This is a genomic window from Rhizobium sp. BR 315 (assembly GCF_050577975.1).
GTDB lineage: Bacteria > Pseudomonadota > Alphaproteobacteria > Rhizobiales > Rhizobiaceae > Rhizobium > Rhizobium miluonense.
In genome coordinates, this window is sequence record NZ_JARWKZ010000008.1 from 53,022 (window position 1) to 69,289 (window position 16,268).

The window sequence follows — 16,268 nt, forward strand, 5'->3', positions numbered from 1 at the left end:
CCCAATACTTTAACGGGGCGCTTATTCCAACCGCGAAAGCCTCACTGACGAAGATTTGAGGCGTTTGGCCGCGCTTCTCGGCATGGGAACCTATTCGAGCAGCGTCCAGGTGCCGTCATCGTTGCGGCAGGCAGCGCCCCTCGCCGTCGTCGGCTTGCTATCGACGGTGATGGTGTGGGTATATTGCCGGCAATTCTGCGAGCCGACCTGATAGGGCGCGGCAGCCACGACTTCGCCGCTGGCATTCCTGCCCTTCCAGGCCACTGGCTGGCCGAGCGGCGCAGTTTCCAGCGCCCGATACTCCGCTTCCAGCGCCCGCTGCTTATCGTTATCGCTGAGCTTCAATCCCGTCCGTCCGACAATACCGCCATCGAGCGCGGTGATAAACGTCGCCGACGCCGGCGGCTTGGAGGGGGGAAGCAGGCTTCCGCCACCGCCTTTGCCACCCGTGGTGGAACAACCGGAAAGCGCAAGTGCTGCGAAAAGAGAGGGGACGACCAAGAAATAGGTACGAAGCTTCATACAACCGAACCAGTATCGAAAAGCAAAACCATAGGTACTGCGATGCGGCATCGTCATGACCCACAATATCTCTTTGGCATCATGCCGTTCCTCACGCAACATCCTTCGTAAGCCCAGGTAGAATTAGGCTTGCACGAAGGCCGCCCCAGTCACCTCGGGACAACTCGAACTTGCCTTGATATTCGTTGGTGATCTCGCTGACGATCGACAAGCCGAGACCGGTGCCGGGCTTGCTCTCGTCCAGCCTGCGGCCGCGCTTCATCGCCTCGCGGATCTGATCCGGCTCAAGCCCCGGCCCATCGTCCTCTACCAAAAGTTCCACCCAGTGGCGCCGAACAGGGTCGATGCCCTTGATCTCCGGCGGCGCCTCGCTTGCCGAAAGCCGCACCTTGTGCTCGGCAAAGCGGGCGGCATTTTCCAGGAGGTTGCCGACGGTCTCCTCCAGATCCTGCTGTTCCATCGCCAGCGCCAGATTGGGAGAAACGGTGAGTTCGAATTCCTTTTCCGCATGGAGCCGCCGCATGACGCGGACAAGCCGCTCGAGCGCGGGTTCCGCCTCCGTGCGAGCCAGTACGGAATCACGTTGCGCAGCGATGCGGGCGCGGTTGAGATAGGACTGCACCTGCCCCTGCATGACCTCGGCCTGGTTCTTCACCAGATCACCATGCGAGCGCTCCAGCACGCGGGATTCGTTGAGCAGCACCGCAATCGGCGTCTTCAACGAATGCGCGAGATTGCCGACCTGCATGCGGGCGCGCTCGACAATGCGCCTGTTGCTTTCGATCAGCGCGTTGACCTCGTTGGCGAGCGGCAGAATCTCGCGCGGGAAATCGCCCTGCAGCCGCTCGCTTTCGCCGGCGCGGATGCGCTCCAAGGCGGCACGAGCCTTATCGAGCGGCTTCAGACCATAGAGAATGGCAAGCGCATTGACGATGAGGCTGCCGACACCGAAGCCGACGAGCGCGAAATAGAGGCTATGGGAGAAATTGCGGACATCGTCCTCGACGACGGCGACGTTGCCCGTGACGCGAAACCGAGCTGCATGGTCCGTATCGAACTGGATTTCGGTTTCAGCCACCTGCACGCGGTTTCCGAAGGCATCCGTAACGATGTAATAGCGCTGGTATTGCTTGTCGAAGGGTGCCTCCAGCACCGACAGCACCGGCAGGTTCGATGCGCCGAGGGACGGCGAGACCAAAGGTGTCGCGGTATAGGTACCGAGCGGTTCGACTATCCAGTACCAGCCGGTCTTCGGCTGGGCGAAGCGCAGGTCGCCAAGCTCCGGCTTGCCTGATAACTCACCCTGATCGCTAATCGTGACCGAATTGATCACACTGGAAAGCTGTGCCCGCAACAGGTCCTCAAAACCGCGCTCGGCGCTCTTACGATAGATATTGGAGATAACCAGGCCGATCACCACCAGCGCCACGGCGGACCAGAGTGTGGTCAGCAGCAGGACGCGAGCAGTGAGCGACTTAATTCGCATTGGTCGGAGATTGGATTCGGTAACCAAGGCCACGGACCGTTTCAATCAGATCGACACCCATCTTCTTGCGCAGGCGACCAACGAAAACCTCAATCGTATTGGAATCGCGGTCGAAATCCTGATCGTACATATGCTCGACCAGTTCGGTGCGTGAGACGACTTCGCCCTTGTGATGCATGAGATAGGCGAGCAGCCGGTATTCATGGGAGGTCAGCTTGAGCGGCTTGCCGTCCACCGTCGCTTTCGAACTCTTGGTGTCGAGGCGAACCGGACCGCAGATGATTTCCGAGGAGGCGTGGCCGGCGGCGCGGCGGATCAGCGCGCGGATGCGCGCAAGCACTTCCTCGACGTGGAAGGGCTTGGCGACATAATCGTCGGCACCGGCATCGATACCGGCGACCTTGTCGCTCCAGCGATCACGCGCCGTCAGGATCAGCACAGGCGTTGCCCGTCCGGCGCCGCGCCATTTCTCCAGCACGGTAATGCCATCCATCTCGGGCAGACCGATATCGAGAATGATGGCGTCGTAGGGCTCGGTATCGCCGAGAAAATGCCCTTCCTCACCGTCAAAGGCCGTATCGACGACATAGCCAGCCTCTTTCAAAGCCTCGGCAAGCTGGCGATTAAGGTTGATATCGTCTTCGACAATCAGAATGCGCATGTTCGGACCCAATTTCCCCGGTTCGAGAAACAGTACTGTAATTCGAGCTATAGTGGAATCACGGAAGCGATAAGATTTTGCGTGAAATTCAAGGCTTTAGAACATCTGCTATGCGGTATGGTCCAAAATGCCCGTCACATCGGCACCTTCATCGTCACCTTGCGCGGACGCTGCCCGTTGCCCTGCACCAGAACGGTGATGACGCAGCTGTCGCCGGACGGCTGCGCGGAAAGGAGCTGTCCACCCGTCTTTTCGACGACTTCCGCCGCTGCCTCGCTGCAATCGCTGTTGGCTCGGGCCACCTGGGTCGACGCCGGCGCCGGCAGAACAGACGAGCCGGCCAGAACAAGGGCCGCTGCTGCTATGCTTGATAATGAGGCCATGCTTCGGACTTCCCACGGGGACATTAACTTGAGCAAATATGTACCCAAACACGTCTGAATGGCAAATGAATGGGCCGTAACTTTCCGTTTTCGAGGCGTGTAACAAGCACCACGGAGAACCTAACCATTTGAATTCACTAGATGCGCTATGACCGATTCACCGGAACGGCCACCAATCGGCACCCTGCGCCGCGTGATCGGCACGATCACCTAGCGGCGCGCATCGAGCGGATGCCCAAACCGCGTCACCGTTATATAAGCAACCGTGCAAACTCAGTCATTTTTAATCATTCTCTAGTATGGTTGAGTGCATCAGCGTGCCGCGAACCATCGCGCCTCGCCGACTAACCCAACTGGCCTTCAGGTGTTTTGCCGACGCAAAGCACAGGACTTCCTTGAGTCTTTTGAACCGCTTGCAGCCGCTTTTTTCCAAATTGAATCGGCCCGCTCAGATGTTGATTCAAGAACCTCTTGCAGAGAGTCCAGTCGCCGACATTTCGATTCCACCCGAAGGCTCAATCCCTTGAAATGGCTGGTGGCGGATACTGTCTAACCAGAGCTTTGTTCAGAACGGCGCACGGATGGCGACATCGGTCTCGTAGTCGGCGGCGATCCGCATTTCCCGCAGCGGGCGCACCCGCTTTATGGAGCGCTGGTAGTTCGGATGAGCCTTGTAAGCCGCGAGCGCCGCCTCGTCGTCGAATTCGCCATAGACGACGATATCGACTTCCGTGCCGAGCTGATCGGTCTTTACATTCATGCCGATCTCCAAGAGGCGCGCATGCGGGATGGCTGTCAGGATGGACAGGCCGGAGCGGACATCCTCAAGCTTGGCGCGATCGGGAACGGTGAAGAAGACGATATGACGGATCACGGGCAGTTCCTTGTGCACGAGCGAAGGCCACGCGCGATATCACGCGCATCCGCTCAGTTCAATGAAGAGGCGGGATCTCCACCGAGGCTGCGTTGTCGCAGGCCACGCGTGCCAGCGTTTCGGCCTGCGGCCACGCATGATACTCTTTCTTTATGACAGACGAGGATCTCATTGCCCTTGCCCTCAGCCTGCCGGAAGCGGCGGAAAGCTCGCATTTCGGAACCCGCGATTTTCGCGTTCGCGGTAAGATCTTCATGACACTTCCGGATCCGGACTTCTGTGTTCTCAAGCTCATGCCCGACCAGCATCAGATGGCTTTGGCAACCATGCCGGAGCATGTCGCCCCCATGCCGGGCGGCTGGGGTCTCAAGGGCTCCACCCGGCTCTTCCATCACCGCGCCGACACCGATGCGATCAGGGTGCTTTTACGGCGCGCCTGGCGGAACGTAGCGCCGAAATCTATGACTTTACCGGCAGATTAGGCAGCATATCGTCTTCGACCGTCAGCGGCCAGTCGACGACATAATCCTCGAAGTCGTCGAGTTCGACGTCGTTTTCGCTGACCGTGCGGCCGCGCGCGGAAACGCCGGCGATATGCACCGTCTCCGGATCGCCCGAGATCAGCGGATGCCACCAATAGAGATCGCGACCGTCTTTGACGAGGCGGTAGGCGCAGGTGGGCGGCAGCCATTCCAGCTCCGACACCTTCTCTGGCGTAAGCTGAACGCAGTCGGGCACGAAATCCCAACGATTCGGATAGCTGGTGCAACGACAGCTTTCACCGTCCATCAGCTTGCAGCGGATCGAGGTGAAGTAGACGTCGCCGGTATCCCACTCCTCGAGTTTGTTGAGACAGCAGAGGCCACAGCCGTCGCAAAGGCTTTCCCATTCCGACGGGCTCATTTCCGTCAGGCTCTTGCTTTTCCAGAAGGGTATCTCGTCTGTCATCATCATCATCCTCGCCACCCGACAAAAGAGGGAATTCGGGCTGCGGCATGCATGTCTCTTGTTCTTTTCTCTAAATCAACCAATTATTCAATTCGCCGTCCTATGAGATAATAGGCTTTGCGTGCGCCACAAGGAGACATGCAGCCGTAATTTGGTCGGGAAGTAGAGCGTGGAAGACCCATCCAATCCAGAAAACGGGCCGAAGATGGAGCCCGAGACGCGGAAGGACGACGGGGCCGAGAAGCCCCGGCGGCGGAAACGCTATTTTTTCCTGCGGCTCGATTCATGGATCGACTCCACCCTTTGGAACGCAGGTTTTCGTCTCGCCGAAGCCTGGGAAGAGATCACGATCTTCTTCCGCCGGTTCCGCGTGCGCGGCTGGAAACGCATTATCTTCGAACTGCTCGGCGAAGGTCTGACGCTCGGTGCTGCCGGCTCCGTCGTCATGCTGATGCTCGCCATGCCGGCCTTCGAGGCAACCCAGGGCGACTGGCGCAATCGCGGCAACTTCGCCGTCACCTTCCTCGACCGTTACGGCAACGTCATCGGCCATCGCGGCATCATTCATGAGAATTCCGTGCCGGTCGACCAGTTGCCGGACTATTTCGTCAAGGCAGTGCTCGCCACCGAGGACCGGCGTTTCTTCGACCATTTCGGCATCGATGTGATCGGCCTGTTCCGTGCGGTGACCGTCAATGCGCAGGCAGGCGGCGTCGTCCAAGGCGGCTCGACGCTGACGCAGCAGCTCGCCAAGAACATCTTCCTCAGCAACGAGCGCTCCATCGATCGCAAGATCAAGGAAGCCTTCCTGGCGATCTGGCTTGAGGCCAATCTCTCCAAGAAGGAGATCTTAAGCCTCTATCTCGACCGCACCTATATGGGCGGCGGCACCTTCGGTGCGGCGGCGGCGGCGCAATTCTATTTCGGCAAGAGCATCACCGACGTCAATCTGGCCGAAGCGGCGATGCTGGCCGGCCTGTTCAAGGCGCCGGCTAAATATGCGCCGCACGTCAATCTGCCGGCCGCCCGCGCCCGCGCCAACGACGTACTTTCCAACCTCGTGCAGAGTGGGCTGATGACCGAGGGGCAGGTGATCGCCGCACGGCGCAATCCCGCCTCCGTCGTCGACCGCGCCCAGATCGAATCTCCCGATTATTTCCTCGACTGGGCCTTCGATGAAGTGCAGCGGCTTGCCACGCGCTTTCCGGATCGCTCGCTGATCGTCCGATCGACCATCGACATGGGCCTGCAGAAGGCGTCGGAGGATTCGATCCAGTCCAGCCTGATGGAATATGGCGAGCGCTATCATGCCAAGCAGGGCGCGAGCGTGATGATCGAAAACGGCGGCGCCGTGCGCGCCATGGTCGGCGGCAGCGACTACGGCGAAAGCCAGTTCAATCGCGCCACCAAGGCGCTGCGCCAGCCGGGCTCCTCGTTCAAGATCTACACCTATTCCGTAGCGATGGAGAACGGTATGACGCCGACATCCACCATCGTCGACGCACCGATTACCTGGGGTAATTGGAGCCCGCACAACTACGAGAACCGCTACGAGGGCAAGATCACGCTCACCCAGGCGCTCACGCAATCGATCAACACAATCCCGGTGCGCCTGGCCAAGGAAAAATTCGGCATTCAGCCGATCCGCGACATGGCCAAGGCCTTGGGCGTGGAAACGCCGATCCGCAACGACAAGACCATTCCGATCGGCACATCGGAAGTCACCGTGCTCGACCAGGCGACCGCCTATTCAGTCTTCCCGGCGGACGGCATGCAATCAAGACGCCATGGCATCGAGCAGATCACCGGCTATGACGGCAAGGTGCTCTATGATTTCAGTCGCGACGAAACGACGGCCAAGCGCGTTCTCAGCGAGAAGGCCAATTCCTATATGACCCAGATGCTGACGCAGGTTCCGGTGATCGGCACCGGCCGCAAGGCAGCTCTGGACAACGGCATCGTCGTCGGCGGCAAGACCGGCACCACGCAAGCCTATCGCGACGCCTGGTTCATCGGTTTTACCGGCAACTACACCTGCGCTGTCTGGTTCGGCAACGACGACTACACGTCGACGAACAATATGACGGGCGGGACGCTGCCGGCCATGACTTTCAAGAAGATCATGGACTACGCGCATCAGGGCATCGTGCTGAAGCCGATCCCGGGGATCAGCGATCCGTTCCCCGTGCAGAAGCCGCAGACCGCTGCGGCCAAGAAGCCGGCGGATCCGGCAAGTGCCGGCCTGCCCCCGCTCGTGCGCCCACGATCCCTATCGGTGGATTCCACCAAGATCCTTCGCGATATCGGCGAAAGGCTGAAGGCCGCAGCTCCGCTCGCAGTACAAAAACTGGCAGCGGCGGAGTAGCAATTCGCCGGTGAAGGCGGCCGGCATGCCATGCCGCCTGATCTCAGCCGGATGGATTTCCATCGATGATGCGGAGCAGCGCATCTCTCGCCGAAATTGGCTGGCCTCCGCAGAGCCTGACGGGCGCTGACATCCGACCGTCGATCCCGACTTTGGTTCGGCTAGAAACCGTCCGCAAACTCGACCCTTCGACGCCCTGCCCTTCCCCCTGCCGTCAGAATCAGGAATAAATCGATATCGATTTGTCACGAGGACGATCCCAGGGTGTTCCGAGTTCCCCTTCTTGTTGCGCTTTCGCTGCTGATCGCCTTCGGCGGCGGGATACTGTTCACGCTCCTTGCGCTGAATGCGACATCCGGTTTCGGCGCGATCAAGCTAGGCGCCTGGCAGGCATTCCCGGAAATGCAGACGGCAGATGCGGACCCCTATGCGAAATCGCACCGTGCGCGCGCCGGGCGGTTGCTTTACGGCACGGCCGAAGGATTGGTGTTTACCGCCTCCGACGACGATACGGGCGCGCGGCTGACGGCAAATTGCAGCTATCGCATCAGCGGCCAGACGCCGCCGGCGCGGGTCTGGACGCTTTTCACCGCCGGTAATGACGGCGCACCGCTCGCCGGGCTTCCCGGACGTCCCTCGACGATCAACTCCTGGGTCGTGCTGCGCGCCCCGGACTCAAGCTTCAGCATCACCGTCTCGCCGAGTGCCCATGCGGACAACTGGCTTGCCCTGCCCGCCACGGGTAATTTCCGGCTGGTCTGGACGCTGCTGGATTCGCCGGCGGCCAGCAATTCCGGCCTGATCGACCTCACCATGCCGAAGCTCGAGAAGATCGGGTGCGGCAATGTTTAGGTTTGTTTTCGCCATCCTGACGGGCCTATTCGGCGCAGCGCTGCTGCATATCGTCATCATCCTGTCGCTGCCGCACTTCTCCGACCGCGATGCCTACACCCGCGTATCGGACGAAGGTGACGAGAACCACTTCTATATGCTTGAAGACAAGGATGACGATGCAGGGCTTTCCAACACCGACCCCTACATCCGCACCGCCGTTTGCGCTTATGACATCGAAGACAAGCCGGTGCATTTGACTGCAAAGGGCAAGGTGCCGTTCTGGTCGCTTGCCGTCTACGATGCTGCCTCGAACGAAGTGTTCAGCATGAGCGACCGCACCTCGGTCGGCGGCGCGCTCGACCTGCTGCTCGCCTCCCCCGTCCAGCTGACGGGCATACGCAAGGCTCTGCCGCCGGCTCTTGCGCAATCGATCCTGGTGGAAGCGCCGCGCGCACAAGGCTATGTGGTCTTGCGTACGGTGGCGCCACAGGCAAGCTTCAACAATGCGGCTAGAGAATTTCTGTCGGAGGCTGGCTGCGACGAATTCGGCGACGACTGAGGCTTGGTCAGTGACGAAGCTTGCGCTTCCAGTCGCGAGAGGCAGGTTGGCAAAGCAAACCCGCAGCAACCTATGGACGCGGGTTTGACGCTTCTTCCAGCCGGCGGGCGTTACTTGCCCTTAGCCCGCTTGGGCCCGGTTCCGGGACGGTGGGTAGGAGTATCCAGATGCTCGTAGCGCACTCCGGTAAACAGCAGTATCCGCGCTTCTACCGGCTCCCGCTGAGCGCGCTGCGGCAGGCGCGATCGCCAGTCTGAAAGGGATATTATCTTTGCCATTCTCGTCTCCATTTACGTCTTGAGACGGATGAACCTGCGACTGATTTCACCCTGCCCGCCATCAAAGCGGGCTAGCGCTTCCCTCTCTCAGCTCTATCCTTCCAGCTAAGACGAGGGACATTCACGCCTTCTCGCGGCATTCTCGGAACGCCTTGGCATGGGTGCCGTTTACGGTTCCATGCCCTGCTTGCACCTGATTAGATTCTGCCAGCGGCTGCTTTCACCGGAATTCAGACATAGTGCAGTTAACAGAATGCTAATCTTCGTCGCACGTCACCCTTGCCATAGGTGATCATACGCTACTAACGCCGTGACCGCGGCTTTGGTTTCACGAGCAGCCGAAAATTCCCAAAAGTCGATTTCGCGACGAAATCAAGCGATATCATATAGTTAAATAAACATGCGGTCCTACCGACGGGTAGATTGGCGATACATTCGTTGCAAAAAAGCGTCATGCAAATATTATTTGCGATCACGAAAAATTAACGTATTGTAAGGCCGGCAATCGAGGGCGACGCATGTTTGCGACGGGCAACTCCATCTTCTCTCCAGAGGATATCACTGTCCTGCGCCACGCGCTCGATGAATGGTGCCTGGAGAGGCGGATCGACATCAAAAGTGCCGAAGCCCAGTTTGCAGCGACGGCCGCGCTCGGCCTTTTTCAATCCGGCTACAACACCCCGGAAAAGCTCCTCGCGGCATTGCGCGAGCATCGGGGCATCTAGCCCGCATCCACGCCGTTTCAGCTTTCGCCGGCATTGAGAATGTCTCTCCGGGCAGCCGCCAGCAGGGCAAATGGGCCTGCCATCTATGAACCCCCATAGGTTGAAATCGAAATCGAATACTCCTGCGGAAAAAGTGTTTCGCGGCAGGCTCTACCCCTTAGAGGCCACATCATCCAGCAAAATTCAGGCGCTCGCTCGCGCGCAAGCTTAACGCGCAATTTTTATTCGGATTTTAATAAAGTTTTCACGAACCATTAACCGAACCGGCCTTAGTCTCACGCAAAAGCCAGACAAGGACGGTCGTGTCTATCCCCATTTCGACAATCGCCGCCGAGGACGCCCCCGTTGAGGGAAGTGTCATTCGGCGCGAACGAAAAGTGGTGCGACAATATCGGCGGTCGACGATCCGGCTCCCCGCGTTTTTGTTCTGCGTTTCTGTATGGGTGTTGGCGTGCGTGACCGGTTTCGAGACCTTGAAGAGCCTGCGACTGTCCGCAAGAAGGACGTGGTTCTGATGGCGACGATCACCAGCTTCGAAGGCATGGGCCACCCATCCAGATCCGAACTTCGGCAGTTTGCGGAACTCTTCACGCCAGTATTCCAGGCCTCCTCCGACGAAGCGAAGCGCCAGGCCGTGGCCGCCCTGTCCCAATGTGCGACAGTGCCGCAGGCCGTTGCCCTCTTCATCGGCTGCCAGCCGATCGCCATCGCCGCCCCCTTCCTCACCAGTTCGCAGGCGATCGACGACGACACCCTCATCACCATCGCCCGCACGCAGGGCGCGGCCCATGCCCGCGCGATCGTCAGCAGACCGTCGCTGTCGCCCAAGGTCATCGACGCGCTCGTTGGCCTGCATCAGGCCGAGCCGGATCGTGGCATGACTGCGCCGGACGCAGCAGCGAATGCACTTCCGCCGAAGGCCGATACGGCCGAAGCGGATAGGCTGGCGCGCGAGGAATCCTTACGCCTGCAGATCAAGCAGGTTGCACGTCATCTGGCTCGCGACGACAGGGATCGCCTCGGCCTGCGCAGCCTCGACGAAATGCAGGAGGCTCTGCTCGTCCGCTTCGCTCGGGAACGCGATGCACAGCAATTCGCAAAAACGCTCGCAGACGCGTTGTCCTCAAGCTATTGGCTGGCGGAGCGCATCATGCTCGATACGTCGGGGCAGCAGCTGGCCGTGACGCTGGTCAGCCTTGGCATGGGCATTGCAGACGCCGTCCATTCGCTGGAGCGTTTCTACCCGCATCTGACGGAACGGCACGGCAGCGTCAGCCGCGCATGGCTTGTGCTCGACGGCATCGATGCGGAGGAGAGCCAGACCCGCGTCGAAGCATGGCGTCGTGCCGACAGCTACACTTATCTTCCGCAGGAGAAGCCAGCAGAGCGCCTGGCCGCACCATTGTTCGGCGCCAAGTCCGGTACGATCCGCGAATTGAGAGTAGCAAACCGGCGATAGGGACTGCTCAATCCAGCGGATTGGCGCGAGAACCGGCCAAAGGGACGATTTCGGCCGCATCGTCCGTCTCCAGCTCAATGATCCACAAATCCGGATCGAACTTCAGCTCGCGATCGAGGACCTCGCGGATTTCCGCCGGCTCCTTGCGGTCGCTCCTGATCTCGAAGAGGCGGCCTTCGTCCCCCTCCCCATCGAAGAAACTCTGCGGCGCCGGACCATAAAGGGTTTCCAACCCGTCGCGGAAGCGTTGGCGGATGAAGATCGCTCCCGCCTGCTCCTCGCCCTTTCGCTCGACCGCAGCGAAATCGCCCCGGGCAAACAGGCGGCGGGTCATGGCGGAAACGAAGATGTCGCTGCGCAATCTCATAGCCGAGCTATAGCGGCGAGCGGCGAGCGAGGCAATTGAAGCGGAGGACTAAAGCGCGCCGATATCCTGCAGTTTCTTCAGCACGGCCATGTTCGGCTCTCCGGTCTCCGGCAGGCGATAATGCTTCTGGAACCGGCGGATGGCAGCCTTCGTCTGCTCGCCGGCGACGCCGTCGATGCTGACATTGCTATAGGCGATATTGCTCAGGCCCTTCTGGATCTGCATGACCAGATTGACCTTGGTAACCGTATCGCCCGACACGGGCTTCGGCACGACGGTACCGGTCCTCATGTTTTTTTCGGCGTTCTGAATGGCGGCGGCGACCGGATCGATGGCGTCCGCCGTGGCCGAGACATTGATTGGACGCTGTGCGGGAATGGCCGCAATGCTTGCCTTGCTGCCGGCAGCCGGCGGAGAGCCGGCGGCATTGCTGGCTTTCAGGGCAGCTAGAAGCTCCGGCGTCGGCGCCCCTGTCTGCGGCAGGCCGGATGCCTCCTGAAAGAAGAGAATGGCGGCTGTGGTGCGCGATCCCGGCACGCCGTCTGCTGCGCCATCATAGAGGCCGTGGCGGATAAGCTCGGCCTGCACGTCGGCAATCAGCTTCGTTGGCGCAGCGGAAGGCTGCGTGCCGGGTGAGTTCGCCGACGGTTTGCCGGCTGCAGGCGCGGCAGCAGTCGAATCCTGTCGTTCTATGCGGAACGTCGTGACATTGCCGGCATCGGCCTGCTGTGCGTGAAGGAACGATTTGCGGCCGGGGATCTGATAGGGAGAGGCGGGATCGCGGGTGCGCAGCAAGGGCGATGGATGCGCGCCCGTCTGATACCAGAGCGCATTCGCCGTGACGAAGCCGAAAACCCCGAGGAAGAGAGCGATGCCGCCGGCAATCGCAGGATGCCGGCCGACCGCGCCGCCGACCAGGCCCGCAAATACGCCTGCTCCGCGCAGACCGAGACCGCCCAGCGCGGTACCGCCACGCAGGCTGAGGCTGCCCAGGGCGACCACTCCGCGAGAAGCGAACCCAGGCTGCTTACGTTTGCCCTTGCCTCTTCCCTTAGGCGATTTTCGCTTTTGCGGCGCCATCCATCCCTTCCTCTTTTCGCCCTTCACTCATCTCCACAGTATGTTTCAGGCGCGGCGGAAAATCGACGGGGCGATTGACATCCACAGGCTGTTGCACAGCCGAGACGCCCGAACCGTCGAACGGAATAAGGATCGTGATCACCGTGCCCTCGCCTGGCGAGCTGGCTATGTTGAAGCTTCCGCCATGCAGGGAGACGAGCCCCTTGACGAGCGACAGGCCGAGACCAGTGCCGGCATAGCGGCGCGTGTAATCGTTCTGGATCTGCACGAAGGGCTGCCCCAGCGAGGCCAACCGCTCGCTGGCGATGCCGATGCCGGTATCTCCGACCGAGAGCTTCAGCATGCCGTCCGCCAATGCAGCATCGACAGTGACCGCGCCACCGGCATCCGTGAACTTGATGGCATTGCCGACGAGGTTGATCAGGATCTGCTGGATTGCGCGCTGATCGGCGACGATGTCTCCAAGGCCGCGCTGGACGCGGCTCGACAAGGTCAGTCCCTTTTCCTTGGCCTGCAGCGCCAGCATGGCTTCGCATGTGGCAATGGAATCCTCTATCGGAAAGGCTTCCATCAGCAGTTCATAGCGGCCAGCCTCGATCTTGCTCATGTCAAGCATGGTGTTGACCACCGACAGCAGATGCGCGCCGGACTGGCGGATCAGGCCGACATATTCGCGCTGGCGGTTGTTTTCCAACTTGCCGAAATATTCGCCGCTGAGGATATCGGAAAAGCCGAGGATGGCATTGAGCGGCGTACGCAGCTCATGGCTGACGGCGGCAAGGAAGCGCGACTTGGCGTCATTGGCCGATTCCGCTTCAGCCGTCTTGCGCGCGGCATCCTCGCGAAGCTGCTGATCCTGCGATATGTCGCGCAACTGACTGACGATCGCCGTCAGGCGTCCTTCGGCATCGCGTCGCGCGGTCAGTTCCACGCGAGCATGGACGAATTGCTGGTCGCTACCGATAACGGCGGAGCGCTCCAGGCGCAGGTCGACACAGAATGCGTCCCTTCCCTGGCGAAGCACGTCGATGGCCTGCAGAAACACGATCCGGTCCGATACGTGGATCTGCTCGATAAGACCGCGGCCCGTCGGATCGCGCATCCAGCTCAGGAATTCCGCCCGGTCACGACCACCGACGGTGGTGACGTTCCCTTGCGGATCGAGAAGCAAGACTAGGCCGAAGGCGGCTTCCAGCATCAGGTCGCGATGCTCGACGACGACGGCTTCAGCAGATTGGGAAGCGGGCCGCTGGCGCGACAGCGCGATGCTGCCGACCGCCGAAAACAGGAAAGCGGCGCAAACCGTGGCAACACCGGCAGGCAAAGCTACGGCGGGGCTGGTAATGAAGGAAAGCCCGGCAGGAACGGCAAAAAGCGCCACCGAGGAGGCAAGCGCAAGCCGCCGCAAGATCGTCAGCTCCTGCGCCCGGACCTCGCCATTTCCGCTCGTCCCGGAGAGCCAGCTTCCGCTCACCCGGTCTACGAAGGCTACAGCCCCGACAGCCATGTCACTCAATACGCGCACACTACAACCCGTCAAAACGGTCACTTATTGGACTGTACAATAGGCCTTCGCGACTTAAGGAAAGAATAAAGAGAGAACCCGCCGACCGGCCGAAAAGGCTCCAAAATCCCGTTTTGGCGCAGAATGCGAGACCTTTGTTTTTTGTGGTTAACAGCGGGTAAGCAGCGGATTTTATTCATATTTCCGGCGCGCGTTAACTTTTGTGACGAGCCCAAACTCCGCAAAGCCCTGCATATCAACAGGATCAGGCGAGACATGCTTAACAGCAATCGCTACAATTTGATCCAAATGCGGCTCGAATTCGGAAAGCTAAAATTTGAATCAAATTTGCCGAAAAAGCCGCGGAGTTTTGAAAAGCGATGTTGTCCTCTGCCGGGTAGGGTTCAAGCCACATCGGACAGACCAGTCCGAATCGGCGATCGAGCCGAACGACAGAGAAGGTGGGCAAGGACATGTGGTTTCTGATTAGAGCGGGGTTCTGGTTTTCACTGGTTCTCATGTTTCTGCCGATCTTTGCCAAGCCTGAGGGCGCTCCCCGGCCGGCCGGCGAGGCGACGCTACAGGTTTCCGATGCGATTTCCGCTGCCTCGGGTGTCGTTCAGTATGTCGGCGCCATGTGCACCGAGAAGCCGGATGTTTGCGTCAAGGGCGGCGAAACACTGACGGCCCTTGGATATCAGGTCGGCGACGGCGCCCGCGTTGCCTACGACATGCTCGGTCGTCACTTTAAGGATCAGTCTTCACGCTCCTCGGCCGATGCCGCAGCGCGCGTGAGCCCGGAACAGATCGCTGCCGCGACTCAGCCTATGCCGGCAAAGCGCATTCTCGGGACCGAGACTGCCGACGTGGTCGTGACCGGAACGGTCCGGCTGCCCTCCTCGGTGCCGCTGCCGATGCCACGCCCGCGGACCTGATACTTCCCAATCTTGCCTCATTCTAGCCGCGGCCCGAACAAGGCCAGCGGCGTTCTTTTTTGCCGCGGGTTCAAATTGCCTGCAGTTTCGCCTATATCCATGGTCAATGGATAATCTGGACCGATACAATGACTGCGCTTGAGAAGATCATCGACGACTTTTCCTTCTTGGACGACTGGGAGGATCGCTATCGTTATGTGATCGAACTCGGCAAGGCGCTGCCCGACCTGCCGGAAGACAAGCGGACGCTGGAAAACAAGGTGCAGGGCTGCGCGAGCCAGGTCTGGCTCGTTACACAGGCGTCCGGCGATCCTGAGAATCCGATATTGATCTTCGAGGGTGATTCGGATGCGCATATCGTGCGCGGGCTGGTAGCGATCGTGCTGGCAACCTATTCCGGCAAGCCGGCCTCCGAAATCGCCGCGCTCGATGCGCTCGACGTCTTCGGAAAAATCGGGCTGGTCGAGCATCTTTCGTCGCAGCGCGCCAACGGATTACGCTCGATGATCAAGCGCATCCGCGAAGAGGCCCGCCTCCGGGCCGCTGCCTGAGCAATTACCAAAAACAGGAAGTAGTTTTCCGTTCGGAACCAAGCGCGAACGGGAGTTTCGGCGCGCCCACAGAGTTCCGCAACATCTCACCGATTGGAGCCGCTCGCCCGGCGGCTATAGTCAAAACCCGGCCCGAAAGCCGGGTTTTGGGAGCCTTCTAAGGTTCTTAGCGACCGCCGCGCTTGCGGCGCTGGCCGAGGCCCATTTCCTTCGCAAGCCGGGAACGTGCTTCCGCATAGGCGGGCGCCACCATCGGATAATCGGCAGCCAGATCCCACTTCTCGCGGTATTCTTCGGGCGAGAGGCCATGATGGGTCATCAGATGGCGCTTCAGCGACTTGAAGCTGCCACCGCATTCCAAGCAAGTGATCTGGTCATCCTGGACCGATTTACGGACGGATACGGCCGGCTTCTGCTTTTCAACAACGGCAACGGCGGGAGCCGGGGCCGAAGTGCTGCTCAAGGCGGAATGTACGTCGGAAATCAAATTCGGAAGGTCGCTGACCGGTACGACATGGTTGCTGACGTAAGCCGCGACGATATCGGCGGTCAATTCAACCAACAACTCCTGCCCGTTGCCAAGGGCCGCATCTGACATTGTGTTCTCCTGTTCATCGGCTTGCCTGCTGCGCCGCGGCTCCTTGGAGCGCGCAAGGCACAACGTTGCTATATGATCTGCGCTGAGCCCAGAAATCTGTTGATCACCAAGTTAGCGTAGCGCCGAGCAATCCGCATAA

At 60.1% G+C, this 16,268-nt stretch carries 18 protein-coding genes; 8 read left to right on the plus strand and 10 right to left on the minus strand.

Annotated features, from left to right (window positions below; genetic code table 11):
* Window positions 1-90: 90 nt before the first annotated feature.
* The 5 genes from QD409_RS11260 to QD409_RS11280 all read right to left on the minus strand — a co-directional run bounded on the left by QD409_RS11260 (window position 91) and on the right by QD409_RS11280 (window position 3,926).
* Window positions 91-522 (minus strand): hypothetical protein, encoded by a 432-nt coding sequence (locus tag QD409_RS11260; protein WP_092846008.1) that lies wholly within the window; start codon window positions 520-522, stop codon window positions 91-93.
* Between the two features lie 91 nt (window positions 523-613).
* Window positions 614-2,008: an ATP-binding protein gene (locus tag QD409_RS11265; protein WP_430762757.1), complete on the minus strand. Its 1,395-nt coding sequence runs from the start codon at window positions 2,006-2,008 to the stop codon at window positions 614-616.
* Window positions 1,998-2,669: a response regulator transcription factor gene (locus QD409_RS11270; protein WP_004121640.1), complete on the minus strand. Its 672-nt coding sequence runs from the start codon at window positions 2,667-2,669 to the stop codon at window positions 1,998-2,000. Before QD409_RS11270 ends, QD409_RS11265 begins: the two co-directional genes overlap by 11 nt.
* A gap of 134 nt (window positions 2,670-2,803) precedes the next feature.
* Entirely contained in the window at window positions 2,804-3,052 is a 249-nt protein-coding gene (locus QD409_RS11275) for a hypothetical protein (RefSeq protein ID WP_092845757.1), read from the minus strand.
* Window positions 3,053-3,617: 565 nt separating this feature from the next.
* On the minus strand, window positions 3,618-3,926 hold the full coding sequence (locus QD409_RS11280; protein ID WP_430762758.1) for a Dabb family protein: 309 nt from the start codon (window positions 3,924-3,926) through the stop codon (window positions 3,618-3,620).
* A 152-nt stretch (window positions 3,927-4,078) separates the two neighbouring features.
* Between QD409_RS11280 and QD409_RS11285 the strand changes: the two genes are divergently transcribed.
* Entirely contained in the window at window positions 4,079-4,408 is a 330-nt protein-coding gene (locus QD409_RS11285; RefSeq protein ID WP_430762759.1) for an MmcQ/YjbR family DNA-binding protein, read from the plus strand.
* On the opposite strand, the gene QD409_RS11290 is transcribed toward QD409_RS11285, so the two are convergent.
* Window positions 4,386-4,874: a YcgN family cysteine cluster protein gene (locus tag QD409_RS11290; protein WP_430762760.1), complete on the minus strand. Its 489-nt coding sequence runs from the start codon at window positions 4,872-4,874 to the stop codon at window positions 4,386-4,388. The two genes, QD409_RS11285 and QD409_RS11290, sit on opposite strands and share 23 nt — an antisense overlap.
* A 169-nt stretch (window positions 4,875-5,043) precedes the next feature.
* Between QD409_RS11290 and QD409_RS11295 the strand changes: the two genes are divergently transcribed.
* The 5 genes from QD409_RS11295 to QD409_RS11315 all read left to right on the plus strand — a co-directional run bounded on the left by QD409_RS11295 (window position 5,044) and on the right by QD409_RS11315 (window position 11,094).
* A complete protein-coding gene (locus QD409_RS11295; protein ID WP_430762761.1) occupies window positions 5,044-7,239 on the plus strand; it encodes a transglycosylase domain-containing protein in 2,196 nt (731 codons plus the stop codon).
* A gap of 264 nt (window positions 7,240-7,503) precedes the next feature.
* Window positions 7,504-8,091: a DUF1214 domain-containing protein gene (locus QD409_RS11300; protein ID WP_430762762.1), complete on the plus strand. Its 588-nt coding sequence runs from the start codon at window positions 7,504-7,506 to the stop codon at window positions 8,089-8,091.
* Window positions 8,084-8,632: a DUF1254 domain-containing protein gene (locus QD409_RS11305; RefSeq protein ID WP_092845767.1), complete on the plus strand. Its 549-nt coding sequence runs from the start codon at window positions 8,084-8,086 to the stop codon at window positions 8,630-8,632. Before QD409_RS11300 ends, QD409_RS11305 begins: the two co-directional genes overlap by 8 nt.
* 796 nt (window positions 8,633-9,428) lie before the next feature.
* Window positions 9,429-9,635, plus strand: a complete 207-nt coding sequence (locus tag QD409_RS11310; RefSeq protein ID WP_092845769.1) for a hypothetical protein — start codon at window positions 9,429-9,431, stop codon at window positions 9,633-9,635.
* A 451-nt stretch (window positions 9,636-10,086) separates the two neighbouring features.
* On the plus strand, window positions 10,087-11,094 hold the full coding sequence (locus QD409_RS11315; protein WP_430762763.1) for a DUF2336 domain-containing protein: 1,008 nt from the start codon (window positions 10,087-10,089) through the stop codon (window positions 11,092-11,094).
* A gap of 7 nt (window positions 11,095-11,101) precedes the next feature.
* Here QD409_RS11315 and QD409_RS11320 read toward each other — a convergent pair whose 3' ends face one another.
* Genes QD409_RS11320 through QD409_RS11330 form a run of 3 tightly spaced genes read right to left on the minus strand, consistent with a single transcriptional unit; the run spans window position 11,102 to window position 14,048 of the window.
* Window positions 11,102-11,461, minus strand: coding sequence for a DUF1491 family protein (locus QD409_RS11320; protein ID WP_430762764.1), 360 nt, complete (start codon window positions 11,459-11,461; stop codon window positions 11,102-11,104).
* A 48-nt stretch (window positions 11,462-11,509) separates the two neighbouring features.
* Window positions 11,510-12,541 (minus strand): peptidoglycan-binding domain-containing protein, encoded by a 1,032-nt coding sequence (locus QD409_RS11325; RefSeq protein WP_430762765.1) that lies wholly within the window; start codon window positions 12,539-12,541, stop codon window positions 11,510-11,512.
* Window positions 12,513-14,048, minus strand: coding sequence for a sensor histidine kinase (locus QD409_RS11330; RefSeq protein ID WP_208858619.1), 1,536 nt, complete (start codon window positions 14,046-14,048; stop codon window positions 12,513-12,515). Before QD409_RS11330 ends, QD409_RS11325 begins: the two co-directional genes overlap by 29 nt.
* Before the next feature lie 470 nt (window positions 14,049-14,518).
* Here QD409_RS11330 and QD409_RS11335 point away from each other — a divergent pair, with 470 nt between their 5' ends.
* Both QD409_RS11335 and QD409_RS11340 read left to right on the plus strand, forming a co-directional pair.
* A complete protein-coding gene (locus tag QD409_RS11335) occupies window positions 14,519-14,980 on the plus strand; it encodes a DUF5330 domain-containing protein (RefSeq protein WP_430762766.1) in 462 nt (153 codons plus the stop codon).
* 128 nt (window positions 14,981-15,108) lie between these two features.
* Window positions 15,109-15,531 carry a SufE family protein gene (locus tag QD409_RS11340; protein ID WP_430762767.1) on the plus strand — a complete coding sequence of 141 codons (423 nt, stop codon included), beginning with the start codon at window positions 15,109-15,111 and terminating at the stop codon, window positions 15,529-15,531.
* A 166-nt stretch (window positions 15,532-15,697) separates the two neighbouring features.
* Here the strand turns inward: QD409_RS11340 and QD409_RS11345 are convergent, their stop codons facing one another.
* The gene (locus tag QD409_RS11345; RefSeq protein ID WP_004121588.1) at window positions 15,698-16,129 is read right to left on the minus strand and encodes a MucR family transcriptional regulator; all 432 of its coding nucleotides are present in this window, start codon (window positions 16,127-16,129) and stop codon (window positions 15,698-15,700) included.
* Window positions 16,130-16,268: the final 139 nt, after the last annotated feature.

Bases quoted from the DNA above. Each gene is read 5' to 3' on its own strand.
- QD409_RS11260 (WP_092846008.1), bottom strand. From the start codon at position 522: ATGAAGCTTCGTACCTATTTCTTGGTCGTCCCCTCTCTTTTCGCAGCA.
- QD409_RS11265 (WP_430762757.1), bottom strand. From the start codon at position 2,008: ATGCGAATTAAGTCGCTCACTGCTCGCGTCCTGCTGCTGACCACACTC.
- QD409_RS11270 (WP_004121640.1), bottom strand. From the start codon at position 2,669: ATGCGCATTCTGATTGTCGAAGACGATATCAACCTTAATCGCCAGCTT.
- QD409_RS11275 (WP_092845757.1), bottom strand. From the start codon at position 3,052: ATGGCCTCATTATCAAGCATAGCAGCAGCGGCCCTTGTTCTGGCCGGC.
- QD409_RS11285 (WP_430762759.1), top strand. From the start codon at position 4,079: ATGACAGACGAGGATCTCATTGCCCTTGCCCTCAGCCTGCCGGAAGCG.
- QD409_RS11290 (WP_430762760.1), bottom strand. From the start codon at position 4,874: ATGACAGACGAGATACCCTTCTGGAAAAGCAAGAGCCTGACGGAAATG.
- QD409_RS11305 (WP_092845767.1), top strand. From the start codon at position 8,084: ATGTTTAGGTTTGTTTTCGCCATCCTGACGGGCCTATTCGGCGCAGCG.
- QD409_RS11310 (WP_092845769.1), top strand. From the start codon at position 9,429: ATGTTTGCGACGGGCAACTCCATCTTCTCTCCAGAGGATATCACTGTC.
- QD409_RS11320 (WP_430762764.1), bottom strand. From the start codon at position 11,461: ATGAGATTGCGCAGCGACATCTTCGTTTCCGCCATGACCCGCCGCCTG.
- QD409_RS11325 (WP_430762765.1), bottom strand. From the start codon at position 12,541: ATGGCGCCGCAAAAGCGAAAATCGCCTAAGGGAAGAGGCAAGGGCAAA.
- QD409_RS11330 (WP_208858619.1), bottom strand. From the start codon at position 14,048: ATGGCTGTCGGGGCTGTAGCCTTCGTAGACCGGGTGAGCGGAAGCTGG.
- QD409_RS11335 (WP_430762766.1), top strand. From the start codon at position 14,519: ATGTGGTTTCTGATTAGAGCGGGGTTCTGGTTTTCACTGGTTCTCATG.
- QD409_RS11340 (WP_430762767.1), top strand. From the start codon at position 15,109: ATGACTGCGCTTGAGAAGATCATCGACGACTTTTCCTTCTTGGACGAC.
- QD409_RS11345 (WP_004121588.1), bottom strand. From the start codon at position 16,129: ATGTCAGATGCGGCCCTTGGCAACGGGCAGGAGTTGTTGGTTGAATTG.